We start from the raw sequence: 20,822 nt of genomic DNA, 5'->3' as shown, positions 1-20,822 counted from the left end.
GAGGCGGACGGGCAACCGGCTGCCTATCCTTGGCCACGACATGCAGAATCCAGCCTCACCCGCCGCGACCGATCCCGTTCGGGAGTTGCAGCGTCGCCTCTCCCCGCTGATGTTCCGCGACCAGCGTCAGCTGCGCCGTCGACTCGACGGGCTGCGGAAGCTACGCGACCCGCAGCGACGCGAGTCGGTGCTTGCGGAGATCGTCGCCGAGACGGCTGCGGCGGAAAGTCGGCTGGAGCGGCGGAAAGCCGCGGTGCCGAAGATCACCTACCCGTCGAGCCTGCCGGTCAGCGAGCGCAAGGATGACATCGCCGCGGCGATCCGCGACCACCAGGTGGTGATCGTGGCGGGCGAGACCGGCTCGGGCAAGACCACCCAGTTGCCGAAGATCTGCCTGGAGCTGGGGCGTGGCATCGGCGGCCTGATCGGGCACACCCAGCCCCGGCGGCTGGCGGCGCGTACGGTGGCCGACCGGATCGCCGAGGAGTTGGGGACCGAGCTCGGGGACGTGGTCGGCTACAAGGTGCGCTTCACCGATCAGGTGGGCGAGAACAGCCTGGTCAAGCTGATGACCGACGGCATCCTGCTGGCCGAGTTGCAGACCGACCGGATGCTGCGCCAGTACGACACGTTGATCATCGACGAGGCGCACGAGCGCAGCCTCAACATCGACTTCATTCTCGGGTACCTCCGGCAGCTCCTGCCGCGCCGTCCCGACCTCAAGGTGATCATCACCTCGGCGACCATCGAGACCGACAGGTTCGCGCGGCATTTCGCCGGGCCACCGACCGTCGAGCATCCCGACGGCGAGCCGGCGCCGGTGGTGGAGGTCTCGGGCCGGACCTACCCGGTGGAGGTGCGCTACCGGCCGCTTGTCGAGGTCGCCGACGGCGACGAGGAGGAAGCCGACGAGGAGAACGTCCGCGACCAGATCCAGGCGATCGGCGACGCGGTCGAGGAACTGGCCGCTGAAGGGCCGGGCGACATCCTGGTCTTCCTCAGCGGTGAGCGGGAGATCCGGGACACCGCCGAGGCGCTGGGCAAGCTGGTGCAGAACAAGCGGTCCCTGCTCGGCACCGAGATCCTGCCGCTGTACGCCCGACTCAGCGTCGCCGAGCAGCACCGGGTCTTCGCCCCGCACTCCGGCCGCCGGGTGGTGCTGGCCACGAACGTGGCGGAGACCTCGCTCACCGTGCCGGGCATCAAGTACGTGGTGGATCCCGGCACCGCCCGGATCTCCCGCTACTCGCAGCGGCTGAAGGTGCAGCGGCTGCCGATCGAGCCGATCTCCCAGGCCAGCGCCAACCAGCGCAAGGGCCGCTGCGGGCGTACCTCGGACGGCATCTGCATCCGGCTCTACGACGAGCCGGACTTCGACTCCCGGCCCGAGTTCACCGACCCGGAGATCCTGCGGACCAACCTGGCCTCGGTCATCCTCCAGATGACCGCCATCGGGCTGGGCGACATCGCCGCGTTCCCGTTCATCGACCCGCCGGACCGCCGCAACATCACCGACGGCGTGAACCTGTTGCACGAGTTGGGCGCGATCGACCCGACCGAGACCGAGCCGAGCCGACGGCTCACGTCCCTGGGCCGGCGGCTGGCCCAGTTGCCGGTCGACCCCCGGCTGGCCCGGATGGTGCTGGAGGGCGAACGCAACGGCTGCGCCACCGAGGTGATGGTGATCGCCGCGGCCCTGTCGATTCAGGATCCGCGCGAACGTCCGGCGGAGAAGCAGGCCCAGGCCGACCAGGCACACGCCCGGTTCGCCGACGCCGAGTCCGACTTCGTCGCGTACCTCAACCTGTGGCGGTACCTGCGGGAGCAGCAGCGGGCGCTCTCCTCAAGCGCGTTCCGGCGGATGTGTCGGGCCGAGTACCTCAACTACCTGCGGGTACGGGAGTGGCAGGACATCGTCAGCCAGTTGCGCCAGGTGCTGCGTACCCCTGACGACCGGAACCGGGGACGGGGCCGGCGGGGCGGCGCGGACGGCGCGCCCGACGGCGGTGGGCGACGCCAGGTCGGCGCGGACCTGCCGGAGGAAATCGACACACCGAAGGTGCACCAGTCGCTGCTGCCCGGCCTGCTGTCGCACGTCGGTCTCAAGGACGCCCAGAAGCACGAGTACCTGGGCGCGCGCGGGGCGAAGTTCGCCCTGTTCCCGGGCTCGGCGTTGTTCCGCAAGCCACCTCGCTGGGTGATGGCCGCCGAGCTGGTGGAGACCTCCCGGCTGTGGGGGCGGGTGAACGGGCGGATCGAGCCGGAGTGGGTCGAGCCGCTCGCCCAGCACCTGGTCAAGCGCAGCTACAGCGAGCCGCACTGGGAGAAGAAACAGGCGGCGGTGATGGCGTACGAGAAGGTCACCCTCTTCGGCGTCCCGCTGGTCACCTCCCGGAAGGTCAACTTCGGCCGGATCGACCCGACGTTGAGCCGGGAGCTGTTCATCCGGCACGCGCTTGTCGAGGGCGACTGGTCCACCCACCACCAGTTCTGGCGGGACAACCAGCGGCTGCTGACCGAGATCGAGGAGTTGGAGAATCGGGCCCGGCGACGCGACATCCTGGTCGACGACGAGACGATCTTCCAGTTCTACGACGAGCGCATCCCGGCCGACGTGGTCTCCGGGCGGCACTTCGACAGCTGGTGGAAGAAGACCCGCCGGGAGCGGCCCGAGCTGCTCACCTTCACCCGGGAGCTGCTTGTCAACGCGGGCCGGGGCGGGCTCGACGAGGCCGACTACCCCGACGAGTGGCGGGCCGACGGGGTGGCGTTGCCGCTGACGTACACGTTCGACCCGGGTACGGCGACCGACGGCGTGACTGTGGACATTCCGCTGCCGTTGCTCAACCAGGTGCCCGCCGAGAGCTTCGACTGGCAGGTGCCGGGGCTGCGTGAGGAACTGGTCGTGGCGCTGATCCGGTCGCTGCCGAAGCCGGTACGGCGCAACTTCGTGCCGGTCCCCGACTACGCCCGCGCCGCGCTGGCCGCGATCACACCCGGCGAGGAACCGCTGCTGGACGCGCTGACCCGACAGTTGCGGCGGATGACCGGGGTGACCGTGCCGAGGGATGCCTGGGACCTGGGCAGGCTGCCGCCGCACCTGCGGGTCACCTTCCGGGTGCTCGGCGACGACGACAAACCGGTAGCCGAGGGCAAGGACCTGCCGGCCCTGCAACGCCAGCTCAAGGCGGAGGTACGCCAGGTGGTGGCCGCCGCCGCGCCGGAGGTGGCCCGATCAGGGCTGACCGGCTGGGAGATCGGCACGCTGCCGCGCACCATCGAGCAGGTACGGGCCGGCTACGCGGTGACCGCCTACCCGGCGCTTGTGGACGAGGGCGCCACGGTCGGCGTGAAGGTGTTCGACTCCCCGGCCGAGCAGGAGGCCACTCACTGGGCCGGCACCCGTCGGCTGCTGCGGCTGACCGTGCCGTCCCCGGCGAAGTTCCTCCAGGGCCGGTTGACCAACGAGGCGAAGCTGGCGTTGTCCCGCAACCCGCACGGCGGGGTGCAGGCGTTGATCGAGGACGCGGCCGGCGCGGCGATCGACAAGCTGATCGCCGACGCGGGCGGACCGGCCTGGGACGAGGCGGGTTTCGCCGCGCTGCGCGAGAAGGTCCGGGCAGAGCTGGTGGACACGGTGGTGGCGGTGATGGACCGGGTCCGGGCGGTGCTCGCCGCCGCGTACGCGGTGCAGCAGCGCCTCGGCGCGACGCGGAACCTGGCCGTGGTGGCCGCCCTGGCCGACGTCCGCAACCAGCTCACCGGCCTGGTGCACGCCGGCTTCATCACCGAGGCCGGGTACGCCCGACTGCCCGACCTGCTGCGCTACCTGACCGCGATCGAGCGGCGGCTGGACCGGCTGCCCGGCAACCCGGCGCGCGACAAACAGCAGCAGGACCGCGTCGCGGTGGTGCAGCGCGAGTACGACGAGCTGCTCGCCGCCCTGCCCCCAGCGCGGCGCTCATCTCAGGCGGTGCGCCAGATCCGCTGGATGATCGAGGAGCTGCGGGTGAGCATCTTCGCCCAGGCCCTCGGCACCCCCTACCCCGTCTCCGAGCAACGCATCTACCGCGCCATGGACGACGCCGAAACCCCCTGACCCCGCCCCCGCCCCCGCCCCCGCCCCCGCCCCCGCCCCCGCCCCCGCGATCTTGCAGTTCTGGTCGCCGATACGCCCCCTTTGGCATGCTTTGTCGCGACGGAAAGTGCAAGATCGCCGAGCAGGGCGGGGTGAGCAGGGGCGGGGCGAGCGGGGGTCAGGGTAGGGGTTCGACGCCGGGTGGGAGTTGGGCGGTGGCGGTGGCGGTGTGCACGTAGTCGAGCAGGATGCGGCGTAGTTCGCGGCCGGCGTGGGTGGGCACGGCGTCCCGGCGGCGAGCCACCGCGATGGTCCGGCGTACGCCCGGAGGAGCGAGCCGGGTGACGCGGACGCCGGCCCGGCGGGCCACCACCATGCCGGGGACCACGGCGATGCCCAGCCCGGCCTCGACGAAGCTGAGCACGGCGTCCATCTCCCCGCCGTCGACCGACAGGGTCGGTTCGAAGCCGGCGTCCCGGCACGCCTGGAGGGTGGCGTCGCGCAGGTCGTAGCCCTCGCGGAACATCACCATCGGCTGGTCGCGCAGGTCGGTGATGCGCAGGTCGGCGCCGGGCGTGGCGGTGGGCACCGGGTCGACCGAGGCGACCACCAGGCTCTCGGTGAGGATCGGGTCGGCCCGTAGGCCGGGATCGATGCCCTGGGCGGGCATGATGATCAGCGCGAGGTCGAGGTCGCCCCGGAGCAGGTCACGGACGAGGTCCTGCGAGCCGCCCTCCTCCATCCGCAGGTCGACGGTCGGGTGGGCGTCGCGGAACCGGCGGAGCACCGGCGGGGCGAGGGAGGTGGCGAGGCTGGGGGTGGCGCCGAGGCGTACCCGGCCACGCCGCAGGCCGACCAGTTCCTGCACCTCCCGGGTGGCGGTCTCGACGTCGGCCAGGATCCGCTTGGCCAACGGCAGCAGCACCTCCCCCGCCGCGGTCAGGGTTATGTTGCCCCTTACCCGCTCGAACAGGGGTGCGCCGAGGGTGTCCTCCAGCGCGTGAATTTGCTTACTCAATGAGGGCTGGGTGATGCCCACGAGGTCGGCCGCCTGGGTGAAATGTCGTACTTCGGCCACCGCGACGAAGTACTTCAGCTGATGGAGCTGCATCTACATAGCTTATGGCTATCAAGACTGCGGTGTCGATGCATTGGACGACTGATCGAAGTCCTCCTAGCGTCGGTCGAGTGGTAGTCACGACGAGAACCCGGTCGCCCATCCGCTCCAATGTCGGCCTCAAGGCCGTCATGGCGGTGACGGGCATCCTGCTGGTGCTGTTCCTCATCGCCCACATGCTGGGCAACCTGAAGATCTTCTCGGGCGCGTCCTCGTTTGACCACTACGCGCACTGGCTGCGTGAACTCGGCGTCCCGCTGCTGCCCAGCGCCGGGTTCCTGTGGATCCAACGGGTCGGCCTGCTGGCGGCGGTGCTGCTGCACATCTGGGCCGCCACGGTCCTGGCGTTGCGCGCCCGCGCCGCCCGCCCGGTGCGCTACGCCCACCGCAAGAAGGTCCGGGGCAGCTACGCGGCCCGGACCATGCGCTGGGGCGGCGTGATCATCCTGCTCTTCGTGGTCTACCACATCCTCGACCTGACCACCGGCACGCTGAACCCGGTCGGCGACCCGTCCCGGCCGTACGCGAACGTGGTCGCCGACTTCGCCCCGGAGCGCTGGTACGTCACCGCCTTCTACACGCTGGCGATCGTCGCGCTCGGCTTCCACCTGCGGCACGGCGTGTTCAGCGCGCTGCGCAGCCTGGGCCAGCAGACCCCGCGCGGCGAGCAGCGGGCCAGGGCGGTGGCGCTGGTATTCGCCGTCGCGCTCTGCGCCGGCTACCTCGTGGTCCCGTTCGCCGTACTCACCGGATTGGTGTCCTGACCATGGATCTGTTCACCGAGGGCGACCCGATCGCCGACAGCAGGGCCCCCGACGGGCCGATCGAGACCCGCTGGGAACGTCGCCGCTTCGAGGCGAAGCTGGTCAACCCGGCCAACCGCCGCAAGATGACCGTGATCGTGGTCGGCACCGGCCTGGCCGGCGGCTCCGCAGCGGCCACGCTCGCCGAGCAGGGCTACCGGGTCAAGTCGTACTGCTACCAGGACAGCCCCCGCCGGGCGCACTCGATCGCCGCGCAAGGCGGCATCAACGCCGCCAAGAACTACCGCAACGACGGCGACTCGGTGCACCGGCTCTTCTACGACACGGTCAAGGGCGGTGACTTCCGCTCCCGCGAGTCGAATGTGCACCGGCTGGCCGAGGTTTCGGTCAACATCATCGACCAGTGCGTCGCCCAGGGAGTGCCCTTCGCCCGCGAGTACGGCGGTCTGCTCGACACCCGTTCGTTCGGCGGCGCACAGGTGCAGCGCACCTTCTACGCCCGGGGCCAGACGGGCCAGCAGTTGCTGCTCGGCGCGTACCAGGCGTTGGAGCGACAGATCGGCCTGGGCAACGTGGAGATGTACGCCCGGCACGAGATGCTGGAGCTGATCGTCGTCGACGGCAAGGCCCGGGGCATCGTGGTCCGAGACATGGTCACCGGCGAGATCACCACGGAGTTCGCCGACGCCGTGGTGCTCGCCTCCGGCGGCTACGGCAACGTCTTCTACCTCTCCACGAACGCCAAGGGCTGCAACGTCACGGCCACCTGGCGGGCGCACCGCAAGGGCGCGTACTTCGCCAACCCCTGCTACACCCAGATCCACCCGACCTGCATCCCGGTCTCCGGCGACCACCAGTCGAAGCTGACCCTGATGAGCGAGTCGCTGCGCAACGACGGCCGGGTGTGGGTGCCGAAGGCCAAGGGCGACGACCGCGCCCCCCGCGACATCCCCGAGGACGAGCGCGACTACTACCTGGAGCGCATCTACCCGTCCTTCGGCAACCTGGTGCCCCGCGACATCGCCTCCCGGGCCGCGAAGAACGTCTGCGACGAGGGCCGGGGCGTGGGCCCGACGAAGCTCGGCGTCTACCTCGACTTCGCCGACGCCATCGACCGGCTCGGCCGCCAGGCCATCGAGGCCAAGTACGGCAACCTCTTCGAGATGTACGAGCGGATCACCGGCGAGGACCCGTACGAGGTGCCGATGCGGATCTACCCCGCGGTGCACTACACGATGGGCGGGCTGTGGGTCGACTACGACCTCCAGTCGACCATCCCCGGCCTGTTCGTCATCGGTGAGGCGAACTTCTCCGACCACGGCGCGAACCGGCTCGGCGCCTCGGCGCTGATGCAGGGCCTGGCCGACGGGTACTTCGTGCTGCCCAACACGGTCGCCAACTATCTGGCCGCCGGCCCGTTCGAGAAGGTCGACGCGACTCACCCGGCGGCGGTCGAGGCCCGTCGCGACGTGGAGGACCGCATCCAGCGGCTGCTCGCGATCGACGGTGACCGGACGGTGGACTCGTTCCACCGCGAGCTGGGCCAGATCATGTGGGAGCACTGCGGCATGGAGCGCTCCGAGGCCGGGCTGCGCAAGGCCATCGACGAGATCCGCGCCCTGCGGGACCAGTTCTGGCAGCGGGTCCGGGTGCCGGGCAACGGCGAGGGATTGAACCAGTCGCTGGAGAAGGCCGGCCGGGTGGCCGACTTCTTCGAGCTGGCGGAGCTGATGTGCATCGACGCCCTGCACCGGGAGGAGTCCTGCGGCGGCCACTTCCGCGCCGAGCACCAGACCCCCGAGGGCGAGGCGCAGCGCGACGACGACCGGTTCGCGTACGTGGCGGCCTGGGAGTTCACCGCCACGGGTGAGCCGTCGGTGTTGCACAAGGAAGACCTGAACTTCGAATACGTCCACCCCACGCAGCGGAGCTACAAGTGAACCTGACCCTGCGCATCTGGCGCCAGTCCGGCCCCCAGGACAAGGGTCGGATGGTGAAGTACCAGGTCGACGACGTCTCCCCGGACATGTCGTTCCTGGAGATGCTCGACGTGCTCAACGAGCGGCTCATCCTCTCCGGCGAGGAGCCGGTCGCCTTCGACCACGACTGCCGTGAGGGCATCTGCGGCATGTGCGGTCTGATGATCAACGGGGACGCGCACGGTCCGCAGCGCGGCACCACCGCCTGCCAGCTGCACATGCGGCAGTTCAAAGACGGCGACACCATCGACATCGAGCCGTGGCGGGCCCGGGCCTTCCCGGTCATCAAGGACCTGGTGGTCAACCGCAACGCCTTTGACAAGATCATCGCCGCTGGCGGGTACGTCACCGCGCCCACCGGCAGCGCGCCGGAGGCGCACTCCGTACCGGTGGCCAAGGCCGACGCCGACTCCGCCTTCGAGTCCGCCGCCTGCATCGGCTGCGGCGCCTGCGTGGCGGCCTGCCCGAACGGCTCCGGGATGCTGTTCACCGCCGCCAAGGTCACCCAGCTCTCGCTGCTCCCCCAGGGCCAGCCGGAGCGCCACACCCGGGTGATCGGCATGGTCGACGCGCACGACGAGGCCGGCTTCGGCGGCTGCACCAACGCCGGCGAGTGCACGGTGGTCTGCCCGAAGGGCATCCCGCTGACCACCATCGGCCGCCTCAACCGCGACTACCTGGCCGCCACCACCCGCCACGCCGACACCCCCGGCACCTGACCGCCCCGACCGGACTTCCCCCGTTGACCATGAGGTTGGCGGCAGTCGTTGATCTTCAAACTGCCGCCAACCTCATGATCAACCCCCGCGGGTGGGGGTAGGTCGGTTGAAGGGCGTTGTCGCGGGTAGCAGGTGAGCTACGGGGACGGCGGCGACGAGGGGGCGGCATGCGGGCACTTACCTGGCAGGGCAAGCGGGACGTACGGGTCGAGGAGGTGCCCGACCCGGGGATCGAGGATCCGACCGACGCGATCGTGCGGATCACCTCCACCGCCATCTGCGGCTCCGACCTGCACCTGTACGAAGTCCTCGGGCCCTACCTCAAGCCGGGCGACATCCTCGGCCACGAACCGATAGGCATCGTCGAGGAGGTCGGGCCCGGGGTGACCCGGCTCAAGCCCGGCGACCGGGTGGTGGTGCCGTTCAACATCTCCTGCGGATCCTGCTGGATGTGCCAGCGGCAGCTCTACGCTCAGTGCGAGACCACCCAGGTCACCGCCGAGGGCAAGGGTGCCGCGCTGTTCGGCTACACCTCCCTCTACGGTGCGGTGCCCGGCGGGCAGGCCCAGTTCCTTCGCGTCCCGTTCGCCGAGTTCGGCCCGATCAAGGTGCCGGACGAGGGTCCGGACGAGCGGTGGCTCTACCTCTCCGACATCCTGCCGACCGCCTGGCAGGCGGTGAAGTACGCCGACACCCCGCGCGGCGGCACCCTCGCGGTCTTCGGCCTGGGGCCGGTGGGCCAGTTCTGCGCCCGCATCGGCCGCCACCTCGGCGCGGACCGGGTGATCGGCCTCGACGTGGTGCCCGAGCGGCTGGAGATGGCCCGCCGGCACGGCGTGGAGGTGCTGGACATCTCCCAGCTCGACGACGTGCCCGGCACATTGATCGATCTGGTGGACGGACGCGGGCCGGACGCCGTGATCGACGCGGTCGGAATGGAGTCGCACGGCGCACCGCTGGGCAAGATGGCTCAGGCCGCCGCCGGGCTGCTTCCGGACAAGCTCGCCCAGCCGATGATCGACAAGGTGGCGGTGGACCGGCTGGTCGCGCTCAAGGCCGCGCTCAAGGGCGTCCGGCGCGGGGGCACCGTCTCCATCTCCGGGGTGTACGGCGGCGAGGTCGACCCGTTGCCGCTGATGGAGATGTTCGACCGGGGCATCCAGGTGCGGATGGGTCAGTGCCACGTGCGGCGCTGGACCGACGAGATCATCCCGCTGCTCACCGACGACGACCCGCTCGGCGTGGCCGACCTGCGTACCCACCGGCTGCCACTGGAGCAGGCGCCGCAGGCGTACGAGATGTTCCAGAAGAAGCAGGACGGCTGCATGAAGGTCGTTCTCGCCCCGTGAGCCCATCGACGGGATCACCTACGTCGATCCTTCGGCCTAGGGTGTGTCGTGGACACACCAGGGGACCGATGGGAGAGACGAGTGACCATCCGGATGGACCGCAGGACCGCGCTCGGCCTGGGCACCGTGGCGACGGCCGGCACCGTGCTCGGCACCGGAGTGCCCGCCGCCGCTGACCCCGCCGAGGAGGCGGGCACAGCAGGCGGGCCGCGCGACCGGGAACGGCTCGCCGCCCGCATCGCCACCGTCTTCCAGCGGGAGAGCACCCGGGCCGGCGGCAACTGGCAGGCGTACGTCAGTCTGGCCGGCCCGGACGGGCCGTTGGTCGCCGTCAACGAGTCGGCGGACCTGCGGATCGAGGCGTACAGCGTCAACAAGATCGCCGTGGCGGTCGCGGTGCTGGACAAGGTCGATCGGGGCCTGCTCACCCTCGACCACCAGGTGGAGGTGACCGAGGCGATCGTGGTGACCGGCGGGGACGGCATCTTCAGCCTGGACGGCGCCTACCCCAGCCTGGTCACCGTCGGCCACGTCCTGGCGAACCTGCTGACCGTCTCCGACGACACCGCGGTACGGCTCTGCGGGCTGGTCTGCCCGGCCGCCGAGATCAACCAGATCCTGGTCGCCAAGGGCTTCCCGAACACCCAGGTGCAGCCGGTGGCCAACCCGAACCGCTTCTACCTGGGCACCAGCACCCCACGGGAGACGCACGACCTGCTGCGGGCACTTGTCGCCGGCACCCTGCTCTCCCCCGCCTCGACCGATCGCGTACTGCGGCTGCTGCGCTCGCCGGTGGCCTTCACCGACGGGGTACGTCGTGAGATGTCCTCCGCCGAACGGGCCCGCGTCGCCACCAAGGCCGGCTGGTTCGTCGACGCCCGACACGAAGCCGGAGTGATCTTCGACACTGCCGGCGCGCCACTTGTCACGTACGCCCTCTTCGCCGACGGGCAGGCCGGCGCGGACGACTTCGGCGCCACCCACCCCGCCGTGCAGGCACGGGCCCGGTGGGGCCGGCGGGTCATGGACCTGAGCGCCGGTTTCGGCGGCACCGGCACCACCCACCGCAAGCACACGTACCGCCCCAGCAACGGCGGCTGAACCCGGCCGGTGACGGCTAACGTGGGCCTTGGGATCAACCGAGGGGGGACCATGCGGGCGCCGAACAAGCCGAGTGGACGGACGACCGGTCGGCGGATCACCGGGTCGGTGGCGGGCCTGGCCGCGTTGGCCGGGCTCGCCGGAGCGGCCTGGGCCGCGCGGAACGTGCCGGCGGCGATCGGCGGCCGGCTGGCCGGCGCCCGCGCCGAACGGGCGGCCAGGTCACCGCAGTTCCGCGACGGCGTCTTCCACAACCGGACGGACACCCGCACGATGGTGCCCGTCTCCGACCGCAACCTGTTCCGGGAACTCCTCTTCGGCAAGCAGAAGCGTCGGCCGGGCGCACCCGTGCCGCTGCTGCGACCGGCCGCCGAGACCGGGATCGACCCGGCGCGCGAGCTGAACATCGTCTGGTACGGCCACGCCTCCACCCTGATCGAGATCGAGGGCAAGCGGGTGCTGCTGGACCCGGTGTGGAGCGACAGGTGCTCCCCGTCGACGGCGGTCGGCCCGCGTCGACTGCACGAACCCCCGGTACGCCTCGACGAACTGCCCCGAATCGACGCGATCCTGATCTCGCACGACCACTACGACCATCTCGACATGGGCACGGTGCGGGAACTGACCGCCCGGCAGTCGGCGCCGTTCCTGGTGCCGCTCGGGGTCGGCGCCCACCTCGACCGCTGGGGCGTCCCGCCGGAGCGGATCATCGAGCTGGACTGGTCGCAGACCCACCGGGTGGCCGAGTTGGAGATCACCTGCACCGCCGCCCAGCACTTCTCCGGCCGGGGCCTGCGCCGCAACGGCACGCTGTGGAGTTCCTGGGTGGTGGCCGGCCAGCAGCGCCGGGTCTACTACACCGGAGACTCCGGCTACTTCGGCGGGTACGCCGAGATCGGCGCCGCGCACGGGCCGTTCGACGTGACGCTCATGCAGATCGGCGCGTACGACCGGGCCTGGCCGGGCATCCACATGTTCCCGGAGGAGGCGGTCGCCGCCCACCTGGACCTGCGCGGTGGACTGTTCCTGCCGGTGCACTGGGGCACGTTCAACCTCGCCCTGCACGACTGGTCCGAGCCGGTGGACCGGCTCTGGGCCGAGGCGAAGGCCCGCGACGTGCGGCTGGCCGTGCCGCGCCCCGGCGAGCGCGTGGTGGTCGACGACCCGCCGCCGGTCGACGGCTGGTGGCAGGCCATCGCCTGAGCCACCCCTGCCCTGACGGGCCCGAGCCGACCGCCTCACAGCACGAAGGCGTCGGTCCAGAGGGCGCCGGAGCGGCCGGAGAGCGCGTCCAGCATCGCCACCGCCTGGCCGTCGGTGAGCTGGGCGACGAAATCCACGATGGCCCGGCCGCGCGCCTTGCCGATCCGGTCGGTGGTGCGCGGGTGCAGCTCCGCCTCGGCCAGCTCCACCAGGTCGTGCAACCGCCGGGGCAGCCGGGACTCCTCCTCCGGATCCAGCAGCCACTCCCGCAGGGCGTCGACCAGGGTGTCGAGCAGCCGGGCCTGCCCCCGCTGGTGCAGAGCCAGGTCGGGACGGGCCAGCACGAACCGGTGGTGCACGAACTTGAGCACCTGCACCTCGTGCCACTGGGCCGGGGCCAGCAGCACGTGCCCGGAGCGTACGGCGGGCTGCTCGACGACGGTGATCGCGTCCACGAAACGGGTGGTCCAGCGGGCGGAGAAGCGGGCCACGTACTGTTCCGCCTCGATCGAACCGTCGAACGGCAACGCGAGCAGCCCCTCGACCAGTTCCTCCCGGACGTGCTCGACGGCGGCGGCGAACGCCTCGTCGTCGGCGATCCAGGCGTCCTTGTGGTGCAGTTGGCGACGCAGCCGCTCGATCGACGAGCCGGGCCGGCGGGCCGAGGTGGCCAACGCGGAATCGGTGATCGCCCGCAGATGACCGCCCTCGCGCTGCCACGCCATCAGCTCGGCGGCCACCGCACCCTGCTGGAGCACCCCGACCCGGTAGAAGTCCTCCACGTCGTGGATGGCATACGCGATGTCGTCGGCGGTGTCCATCACCGACGCCTCGACGGTCTGCTGCCAGTCGGCGATCCGCCCGGCGAAAGGTGCCCGCGCCTGCCGCAGGTCGTCCAGTTCCGTGCGATACGCCCCGAACTTCAGCGAGCCGCTGTTTGGGTCGTCGGGCGGCGGGGTCGCGCCGCGCGGCGGCGGATCCATCGTCCGGGGGTGCGGGTCGGGATGGTCCAGCCGGGTCCACGGGTACTTCAGCATCGCCGCCCGCACCGCGGCGGTCAGGTCCAGGCCGGTGGTCGCCGCACCCCGGATCTCGGTCGAGGTGACGATCCGGTACGACTGGGCGTTGCCCTCGAACCCGTCGGTCAGGCCGAGCCGGTGCCGGGCCAGCCGGTCCAGCACCCGCTCCCCCAGGTGCCCGAAGGGCGGATGCCCGAGGTCGTGGGCGAGCGCGGCGGCCTCCACCACGTCCGGATCACAGCCGCCGAGCTTCTCCACCAGGTCACGTTGGTGGTCGTCGGCGGTGAGCCGCTCGGCGATCGCCCGGGCCACCTGGGCGACCTTCAGGCTGTGGGTGAGCCGGTTGTGCACCAGCAGCCCGGACCCGCCCGGGCTGACCACCTGGGTGACGCCGCCGAGCCGGGTGAAGAACGGCGAGCCGACGATGCGGTCCCGGTCGGCCCGGAACGGGCTGGTGGCGAGGTCGCCGAGGGCCCGCGCGCTGCCGCCGAAGAGTCGGCGCGCCCGGGGGTCCGCAGGTGGTTCCATGATCGCCACGGTAGCCCGGCAGAATGCACCACGGAACCCACACCCGAAGGCGGAGCGACAACGTGACCCTCTCTGTTCATCAGCGGATCGCCGAGGAACTCGGCGTCGCCGAGCGCCAGGTACGCGCGGCCGTGGAGCTGCTCGACGGTGGTGCCACCGTGCCGTTCATCGCGCGGTACCGGAAGGAGGCCACCGGCCTGCTTGACGACACCCAGCTGCGCACCCTGGAGGAGCGTCTGCGCTACCTGCGCGAGCTGGACGAGCGGCGCGCGGCGGTGCTGGAGTCCATCCGCTCCCAGGGCAAACTCGACGAGGCCCTGGAAGCGCAGATCATGGCGGCCGACTCGAAGTCCCGCCTGGAGGACATCTACCTGCCCTACAAGCCGAAGCGGCGGACCCGGGCGCAGATAGCCCGCGAGGCCGGGCTGGAGCCCCTGGCCGACACGCTGCTCGGCGACCCCACCCAGGATCCGCGCGCGACCGCCGCCGGCTTCGTCGACGCGGACAAGGGGGTGGCGGACGCCGCCGCCGCGCTGGACGGGGCGCGGGCCATCCTGATCGAGCGGTTCGCCGAGGACGCCGACCTGATCGGCACGCTGCGCGAGCAGATGTGGTCGCGGGGCCGGCTGGTGTCCCGGGTACGCGAGGGACAGGAGAGCGCCGGAGCGAAGTTCGCCGACTACTTCGACTTCGCCGAGCCGTACCCGAAGCTGCCCTCGCACCGCATCCTGGCCATGTTCCGGGGCGAGAAGGAGGGCGTACTCGACCTGACCATGGACCCGGAGGCCGAGGGCGACGCCGACGCGGCGGTGACCGGGCCGACCCGCTACGAGGCCGCCATCGCCGGCCGGTTCGGGGTCAGCGACGCCGGGCGGCCCGCCGACCGCTGGCTCGCCGACACGGTCCGCTGGGCCTGGCGTACCCGCATCCTCATCCACCTCGGCGCGGACCTGCGGATGCGGCTCTGGCAGGCGGCCGAGGAGGAGGCCGTCCGGGTCTTCGCCACGAACCTGCGGGATCTGCTGCTGGCCGCGCCGGCCGGCGCCCGGCCCACCATGGGGCTGGACCCGGGCCTGCGTACCGGCGTGAAGGTGGCGGTGGTGGACGCCACTGGCAAGGTGGTCGCCACCGACACGATCTACCCGCACGAGCCGCGCCGGCAGTGGGACGCCTCCCTGCACACCCTGGCCACGCTCGCCGCGGCGCACGGGGTCGAACTGGTCGCCATCGGCAACGGCACCGCCAGCCGGGAGACCGACAAGCTGGCCGGTGACCTGATCAAGCGGCACCCGGAGTTGAAGCTGACAAAGGTGGTGGTCTCCGAGGCCGGCGCGTCGGTCTACTCCGCCTCCGCGTACGCCGCGCAGGAGCTGCCCGGCCTGGACGTGTCGTTGCGCGGCGCGGTCTCCATCGCCCGCCGGCTGCAGGACCCGCTCGCCGAGCTGGTGAAGATCGACCCGCGTTCCATCGGGGTCGGGCAGTACCAGCACGACCTGTCCGAGGTGAAGCTCTCCCGGTCGCTGGACGCGGTGGTGGAGGACTGCGTGAACGGCGTCGGCGTGGACGTGAACACCGCCTCCGCGCCGCTGCTGACCCGGGTCTCCGGCATCGGCGCCGGGCTGGCCGAGAACATCGTGCTGCACCGGGACGCCAACGGCCCGTTCCGCACCCGGGCCGAGCTGAAGAAGGTGGCCCGGCTCGGCCCGAAGGCGTTCGAGCAGTGCGCCGGCTTCCTGCGCATCCCCGGCGGCGACGACCCGCTGGACTCCTCGAGCGTGCACCCCGAGGCGTACCCGGTGGTACGCCGGATCCTCGCCTCGACCGGTCAGGACCTGCGCTCGATCATCGGCAAGAGCGCCATCCTGCGGGGGCTGCGCGCCACCGACTTCGTCGACGACACGTTCGGCCTGCCCACCGTCACCGACATCCTCGCCGAGTTGGAGAAGCCGGGCCGCGACCCACGGCCGGAGTTCAAGACGGCGACCTTCGTCGAGGGTGTGGAGAAGATCAGTGACCTGACGCCGGGGATGGTGCTGGAGGGCGTGGTCACCAACGTCGCCGCGTTCGGCGCGTTCGTCGACGTCGGGGTGCACCAGGACGGCCTGGTGCACGTGTCGGCGATGTCCCGCACCTTCGTGAAGGATCCCCGCGACGTGGTCAAGTCCGGCGACGTGGTGAAGGTCAAGGTGCTGGACGTCGACGTGCCGCGCAAGCGCATCTCGCTGACCCTACGGCTGGAGGACGATGCCTCTACCGCGAGCCGCCCCCAGGGCGACAGAGTTCGCCGGGACCGGGGAGGACCGCGGGCCGGCCAGGGCGGCGGACCGCAGGGTCGGCAGGGCGATATGCAACGCGGTGAGCGGGGCTCGCGGAGCGGCCCGCGCCAGGGGCGCGGTGCCGGAACGCCGATGCCGACCAACGACGCCATGGCGGAGGCCTTGCGCCGCGCCGGACTGGCCTAACCGTTTCGCGATGCCGAGCTGACGCCTTCGCGGACACACCAGCGTCGGCTCGGCAGCGTCCCAAGGCAACCGGGTCCTCAGTCCGGCGTATCGTGGCCGTCGTGGCCGACGATCCTGGTGAGTGGCGGGAGCACCAGCGTCGGGCTGTCCGAGCACATGCCGAGGCTGATGCCCGCCAGCGGGCTACCGAGCAGGCCGCAGCGGCCGAGTTGGTGGCGTGGTTCGCCGCAGAGGCGACCCGACGGGGGCTACGCACGACCAGACTTGTCGCCCGCTCCTACGACGGAAGTGCCCGCTATCGCACCCGACTCACCGGTTGGTACGTGGACCGGTCTCGGATCCGTGCGGTCGACCCGCAGGGACATTTTTATCTGTTGACCGTGCCGGCGAGCCTGCGTGCCCGTTTCTTCGGTGCCGCTGCGGAGCCAGCCGCAGCACCGCTCATCATTGGGCGCGGTGGCCGCGACGGCGAGTCGATGCCTTTGCGTGACATGCTCACCAGACGTCTCGACGCCGGCGACGACTGGGGCTAGCCGAACCTCGCACGTCGCCGAGCTACGCACGATAAGCACATAAACCGGGCCACATAATGCGAGAACCTGTTCTCGTTGCACAAGGGCAACACCGACGGCCAGCTACGTCGTTGACCTCCTCGGAAGCAACCGCGACAAGCGGGACGGACGGGGGCGGGCGATGGCGGTATACGAGGACACCGGTCGACGACCGGAAGGTGCGAAGGAGCGCATCCTGCTCTCACCCCCGGACGTCGGCCCGTTGGAGGAGTCGTACCTCCTCAACGCATTACGGTCGGGCTGGGTGGCACCTGTCGGCCCAGAACTTGAAGCCTTCGAACGCGAAGTCGCCGCACGGGTGCGTCGAAAGCACGCCGTCGCGCTCACGTCCGGCACGGCCGGGCTGCATCTTGCCCTGTCGGCCCTCGGCACGGGGCCGGGCGATGTCGTGGTGGTGCCTACGTTGACCTTCATCGCCACCGCTAACGCGGTCGCCTACACCGGAGCCGAGCCGGCCTTCGTTGACTGTGAGCCCGAGTCGGGCAACCTGGACCCGGACCTGCTCGAACGAGCACTGCGTGAACTTCGACGCGCCAACCGGCGAGTTGCCGCAGTGCTGCCCGTGGACATGTTCGGATCCTGTGCCGACTACGGGCGCATCCTGCCCATCTGCGAGGCATCGGCGGTACCGGTCGTGGAGGACGCCGCAGAGGCCCTCGGTGCGGTCCGGAACGGCCGGCCAGCAGCCTCCTTTGGACGGGCGGCTGTGCTGTCGTTCAACGGCAACAAGATCATCACCACCTCTGGTGGAGGAATGCTGGTCTCGGACGATGCCGATCTTGTCGCCCGGTGCCGTTACCTGTCCACTCAGGCCCGTCAGCCGGTACCCCACTACGAGCACACCGACATCGGCTACAACTACCGGCTGAGTAACCTGCTGGCTGCCCTGGGTCGGGCACAGCTACGTCGCCTGGACGGGATGCTCGCCAGGCGCCGAGCCCACCGCGAGCGTTATGCGAAGATCTTTGCCGCCGTACCGGGTGTCCGGATACTCGCCGACATTGACACAGGCGCCAACTGCTGGCTCACCAGCATCGTGGTCGATCATGCAGCAGCTGGGTGGCGCGCTGTCGATCTTGCCCGGTTCCTAGACGCGTTCGGTATCGAAACCCGGCCGATCTGGAAGCCCATGCACCTGCAACCGGTCTTCGCCGGAGCCCGCAGCGTCCTCTCCGGGGCCGCAGAGCGACTTTTCGCAGATGGACTCACCCTACCCAGTGGCTCTGCCATGACTGACCGCCACGCCGGCCGGGTTGCCGCTGCGATCGAGGAGTTCCTCGACCGCCGATGACCGTACCTCTTGTTGATCAAATGGTGCAGGAATGAAGCTGGAAATTTGGAACGCCCGTCACCCACGCGATACGGCCAGGTGGGAGAAGGTTCACGCAGCCTGGCCGGACCGAGAGGTGTGCGCCCACCCCGGCTATGTGCGGTTGTTCGCCCGAGAGCAGGACGAACCCCTAGCGGCGTACGCACGGACCCGCGACGGCTTCATTCTCTACCCGTTCCTGCTGCGACCCGTGGACGCAACGCATCTCCGGGACGATCCGCTGTCTCACGACATCACGAGTCCTTACGGCGGTAGCGGAGGAGCCTTCCAACAGAACGTCGACGAGGTTGAGGCGAAGGCGTTCTGGATTTCTTTCGACAAGTACTGCCACTCTCGCCGGGTAGTGAGCGAGTTTTGTCGGCTTCACATCTATCCCGAACAGATCCTCCCGCATCCCGGGAACGTCCAACCGCGGCTGACTAATGTGGTGCGCAACCTCGACACACCACCGGAACAGATGTGGATGGAGTTCGAACACAAGGTCCGAAAGAATGTGAATAAGGCTCGGCGTAACGGCGTCGTCGTCGAGGTCGACGAAACGGGTGACCGGCTCAACGACTTTCTGCGCATCTATGAGACAACGATGCGACGCCGAGGCGCAGGGGAACTCTACCACTTTCCGCGAGACTTCTTCGAGACACTGCTGCGAGACCTGCCCGGTCAGGCAATCTTCTTCCATGCACAGCACCAGGGTCGAGTTATCTCGACCGAACTCGTCCTAATTTCCAGTCGCAACATGTACTCATTCCTTGGCGGCACCGACGAGGAAGCGTTCGACCTACGCCCGAACGACCTGCTCAAGTACGAGATTTTCCGGTGGGGCCATCACCATGGCCAGCGGCGCTTCCTCCTTGGTGGCGGGTACGCCCCGGACGACGGCATCTTCCGCTACAAGAAGTCTTTCGCGCCTCAGAATCTGCTGACGTTCTCAACCGGGTCCCGGGTGCTGGACCAGTCGCGGTATGACGCGTTGACTCAGGCGCACATTGCCGAAGCCCGACGGCGAGACCCGGGCTGGAGTCCACAACCCGATTTCTTCCCCGAGTATCGGCAACCTCTTCCGCAAACATGAAACGCGCCACGAAGGACTGAACGTCCTGGTAAAACTCATAGGCAGACCTATGGAGCGATTGCCGAGGGAAGCTTGTGTCAAAATCTGTGCAACGCCGAGTAAAGCGGGTACTGGACGTCGTGACCGCCCTAGTCGTCCTCACGCTGGCAGCGCCAGTGATCGCAGTCGCCTCTCTTCTCATTCAGATCCAGCTGGGCGCCCCGGTCTTCTTTGTCCAAGAGCGCTGCGGCTGGCGGAAAAAACCATTCAAGATCATGAAGCTACGCACCATGTCTGACGAACGGGACGCAGACGGCAACCTCCTGCCCGACTCGATCCGCTGCCGTGGAATTGGCCGCGTACTGCGTCGGCTTAGCATCGACGAGCTGCCCCAATTGGTGAATGTCATCAAAGGCGATCTAAGCCTCGTGGGTCCACGACCGCTACTAACCCGTTACAACGCCTGGTACACCGAGCGCGAGCGGCGGCGCTTTGAAGTCCGGCCCGGAATAACCGGACTGGCGCAGATCAGCGGACGTAACGGCCTTCCGTGGAACGAGCGCCTTGCACTCGACGTGCGGTACGTCGACGAGTGGAGCCTCTGGTTGGACCTACGCATCCTCGTCGCAACCATCGGGAAGGTTTCCCGTGCCAACGGCGTCGCCCTAGATCCCGGTGCGGAGATGCTTGACCTGGACAAGGAACGGCAGCTCACATGTACGCCCTCCTGACCACGCCCGAAGTCGAGACTCTCGACGGCAACGATCCCGCACTCGGCGAGGCGGTGGACCTGTTGGGCGCCTCCGTTCCCCAAGCGTGTGCCGGACTGGTCGCCTACCACGCTGCCGGTTACCGATCGTACCTAGCCGCAGCGGTAACACCTCCGATCGCCTCGCGCTCGCTGATCCTGCGCGCCATACGCGGTCCTCGGGGCCTACGGGCTATCGCTGACTGGCGGATTCTGCCAGGACAACTGTTCCTCAACGGAGTGGCGGTACGCGAAGATGAGCGCGGACAGGGCCTGGGCACACGGCTGTTGAGCGACGGGCGGAAGTTGGCTGAGCGGCTACTCTGCCGAAGACTCGCGCTTGACGTATCGCTGGATAATCCTGCCGCACACCGCCTCTATCTCTCCCACGGTTTTACCGAACTGTCTCGTTCCCGATGGCGCGACGTTTACCCGAGTGAACACTCGCCGGCCGCCCTCAGATTGATCAACTGGCCGTTCTACGTCGCGCACCGGAATCTGTACGGCTTTGGGGATCTTGCGGTTCGCGCAGGAATCCGCGACATGAACCTTCGGATCGTCGGCACGGCGACCCGGGTACCGGCCGTTGCCGATGCTGATGCCCTCGCGGCCGCCGTCACCCGGCTTCTACCCGTCAAGGACTACTATCTGACGGAAAGCGCAGAAGACAGGAACGCCGCAGACGGTCGACCGATACGAGCCGAGTTTCTGAGGATGTCCAGCGAGCTGCCGGAATCGACCCGATGAGGGTGTCTCAATCGCAGGCGTCGCTCTCCGGCGGAGGTGCCCGGCATACCTTCCG

At 69.6% G+C, this 20,822-nt stretch carries 14 protein-coding genes and 1 pseudogene; 13 read left to right on the top strand and 2 right to left on the bottom strand.

Going from position 1 to position 20,822, the window contains the following annotated elements:
* The first annotated feature begins 40 nt into the window (after window positions 1-40).
* Window positions 41-4,099, top strand: a complete 4,059-nt coding sequence (gene hrpA, locus ACN26Z_RS11410; RefSeq protein ID WP_421461120.1) for an ATP-dependent RNA helicase HrpA — start codon at window positions 41-43, stop codon at window positions 4,097-4,099.
* 157 nt (window positions 4,100-4,256) lie between these two features.
* On the opposite strand, the gene ACN26Z_RS11405 is transcribed toward hrpA, so the two are convergent.
* A complete protein-coding gene (locus ACN26Z_RS11405) occupies window positions 4,257-5,189 on the bottom strand; it encodes a LysR family transcriptional regulator (RefSeq protein WP_421461117.1) in 933 nt (310 codons plus the stop codon).
* A 77-nt stretch (window positions 5,190-5,266) separates the two neighbouring features.
* Between ACN26Z_RS11405 and ACN26Z_RS11400 the strand changes: the two genes are divergently transcribed.
* From ACN26Z_RS11400 to ACN26Z_RS11375, 6 genes are all read left to right on the top strand, one after another.
* A complete protein-coding gene (locus tag ACN26Z_RS11400) occupies window positions 5,267-5,959 on the top strand; it encodes a succinate dehydrogenase cytochrome b subunit (RefSeq protein ID WP_275415496.1) in 693 nt (230 codons plus the stop codon).
* 2 nt (window positions 5,960-5,961) lie between these two features.
* Complete coding sequence (locus ACN26Z_RS11395) at window positions 5,962-7,899, top strand: fumarate reductase/succinate dehydrogenase flavoprotein subunit (RefSeq protein ID WP_421461114.1); 1,938 nt, start codon at window positions 5,962-5,964, stop codon at window positions 7,897-7,899.
* Window positions 7,896-8,657: a succinate dehydrogenase/fumarate reductase iron-sulfur subunit gene (locus tag ACN26Z_RS11390; RefSeq protein ID WP_421461112.1), complete on the top strand. Its 762-nt coding sequence runs from the start codon at window positions 7,896-7,898 to the stop codon at window positions 8,655-8,657. The genes ACN26Z_RS11395 and ACN26Z_RS11390 overlap by 4 nt, the downstream gene beginning before the upstream one ends.
* A gap of 167 nt (window positions 8,658-8,824) precedes the next feature.
* Window positions 8,825-10,006, top strand: coding sequence for a zinc-dependent alcohol dehydrogenase (locus tag ACN26Z_RS11385; protein ID WP_421461110.1), 1,182 nt, complete (start codon window positions 8,825-8,827; stop codon window positions 10,004-10,006).
* Window positions 10,007-10,099: 93 nt separating this feature from the next.
* Window positions 10,100-11,107 (top strand): serine hydrolase, encoded by a 1,008-nt coding sequence (locus ACN26Z_RS11380; RefSeq protein WP_421461107.1) that lies wholly within the window; start codon window positions 10,100-10,102, stop codon window positions 11,105-11,107.
* A 51-nt stretch (window positions 11,108-11,158) separates the two neighbouring features.
* Window positions 11,159-12,310: an MBL fold metallo-hydrolase gene (locus ACN26Z_RS11375; RefSeq protein WP_421461105.1), complete on the top strand. Its 1,152-nt coding sequence runs from the start codon at window positions 11,159-11,161 to the stop codon at window positions 12,308-12,310.
* 35 nt (window positions 12,311-12,345) lie between these two features.
* Here ACN26Z_RS11375 and ACN26Z_RS11370 read toward each other — a convergent pair whose 3' ends face one another.
* Window positions 12,346-13,857, bottom strand: coding sequence for a deoxyguanosinetriphosphate triphosphohydrolase family protein (locus tag ACN26Z_RS11370; protein WP_421461102.1), 1,512 nt, complete (start codon window positions 13,855-13,857; stop codon window positions 12,346-12,348).
* On the opposite strand from ACN26Z_RS11370, the pseudogene ACN26Z_RS11365 reads away from it, so the two are divergent.
* The 6 genes and pseudogenes from ACN26Z_RS11365 to ACN26Z_RS11340 all read left to right on the top strand — a co-directional run bounded on the left by ACN26Z_RS11365 (window position 13,856) and on the right by ACN26Z_RS11340 (window position 20,767).
* Window positions 13,856-16,319: pseudogene (locus ACN26Z_RS11365) on the top strand (Tex family protein). The gene ACN26Z_RS11370 and the pseudogene ACN26Z_RS11365 sit on opposite strands and share 2 nt — an antisense overlap.
* 101 nt (window positions 16,320-16,420) lie before the next feature.
* The gene (locus tag ACN26Z_RS11360; protein ID WP_282239261.1) at window positions 16,421-16,852 is read left to right on the top strand and encodes a hypothetical protein; all 432 of its coding nucleotides are present in this window, start codon (window positions 16,421-16,423) and stop codon (window positions 16,850-16,852) included.
* 241 nt (window positions 16,853-17,093) lie between these two features.
* Complete coding sequence (locus ACN26Z_RS11355) at window positions 17,094-18,182, top strand: DegT/DnrJ/EryC1/StrS family aminotransferase (RefSeq protein WP_348774978.1); 1,089 nt, start codon at window positions 17,094-17,096, stop codon at window positions 18,180-18,182.
* 31 nt (window positions 18,183-18,213) lie between these two features.
* Window positions 18,214-19,293: a lipid II:glycine glycyltransferase FemX gene (locus ACN26Z_RS11350; RefSeq protein ID WP_282239263.1), complete on the top strand. Its 1,080-nt coding sequence runs from the start codon at window positions 18,214-18,216 to the stop codon at window positions 19,291-19,293.
* A 74-nt stretch (window positions 19,294-19,367) separates the two neighbouring features.
* Window positions 19,368-20,003, top strand: coding sequence for a sugar transferase (locus ACN26Z_RS11345; protein WP_421461098.1), 636 nt, complete (start codon window positions 19,368-19,370; stop codon window positions 20,001-20,003).
* Window positions 19,988-20,767, top strand: coding sequence for a GNAT family N-acetyltransferase (locus tag ACN26Z_RS11340; protein WP_282239265.1), 780 nt, complete (start codon window positions 19,988-19,990; stop codon window positions 20,765-20,767). The genes ACN26Z_RS11345 and ACN26Z_RS11340 overlap by 16 nt, the downstream gene beginning before the upstream one ends.
* Window positions 20,768-20,822 lie beyond the last annotated feature (55 nt).

It is taken from the genome of Verrucosispora sp. WMMD703, assembly GCF_049178935.1.
GTDB classification, from domain to species: domain Bacteria; phylum Actinomycetota; class Actinomycetes; order Mycobacteriales; family Micromonosporaceae; genus Micromonospora; species Micromonospora sediminimaris.
This window is presented reverse-complemented; position numbering and strand designations above follow the sequence as displayed.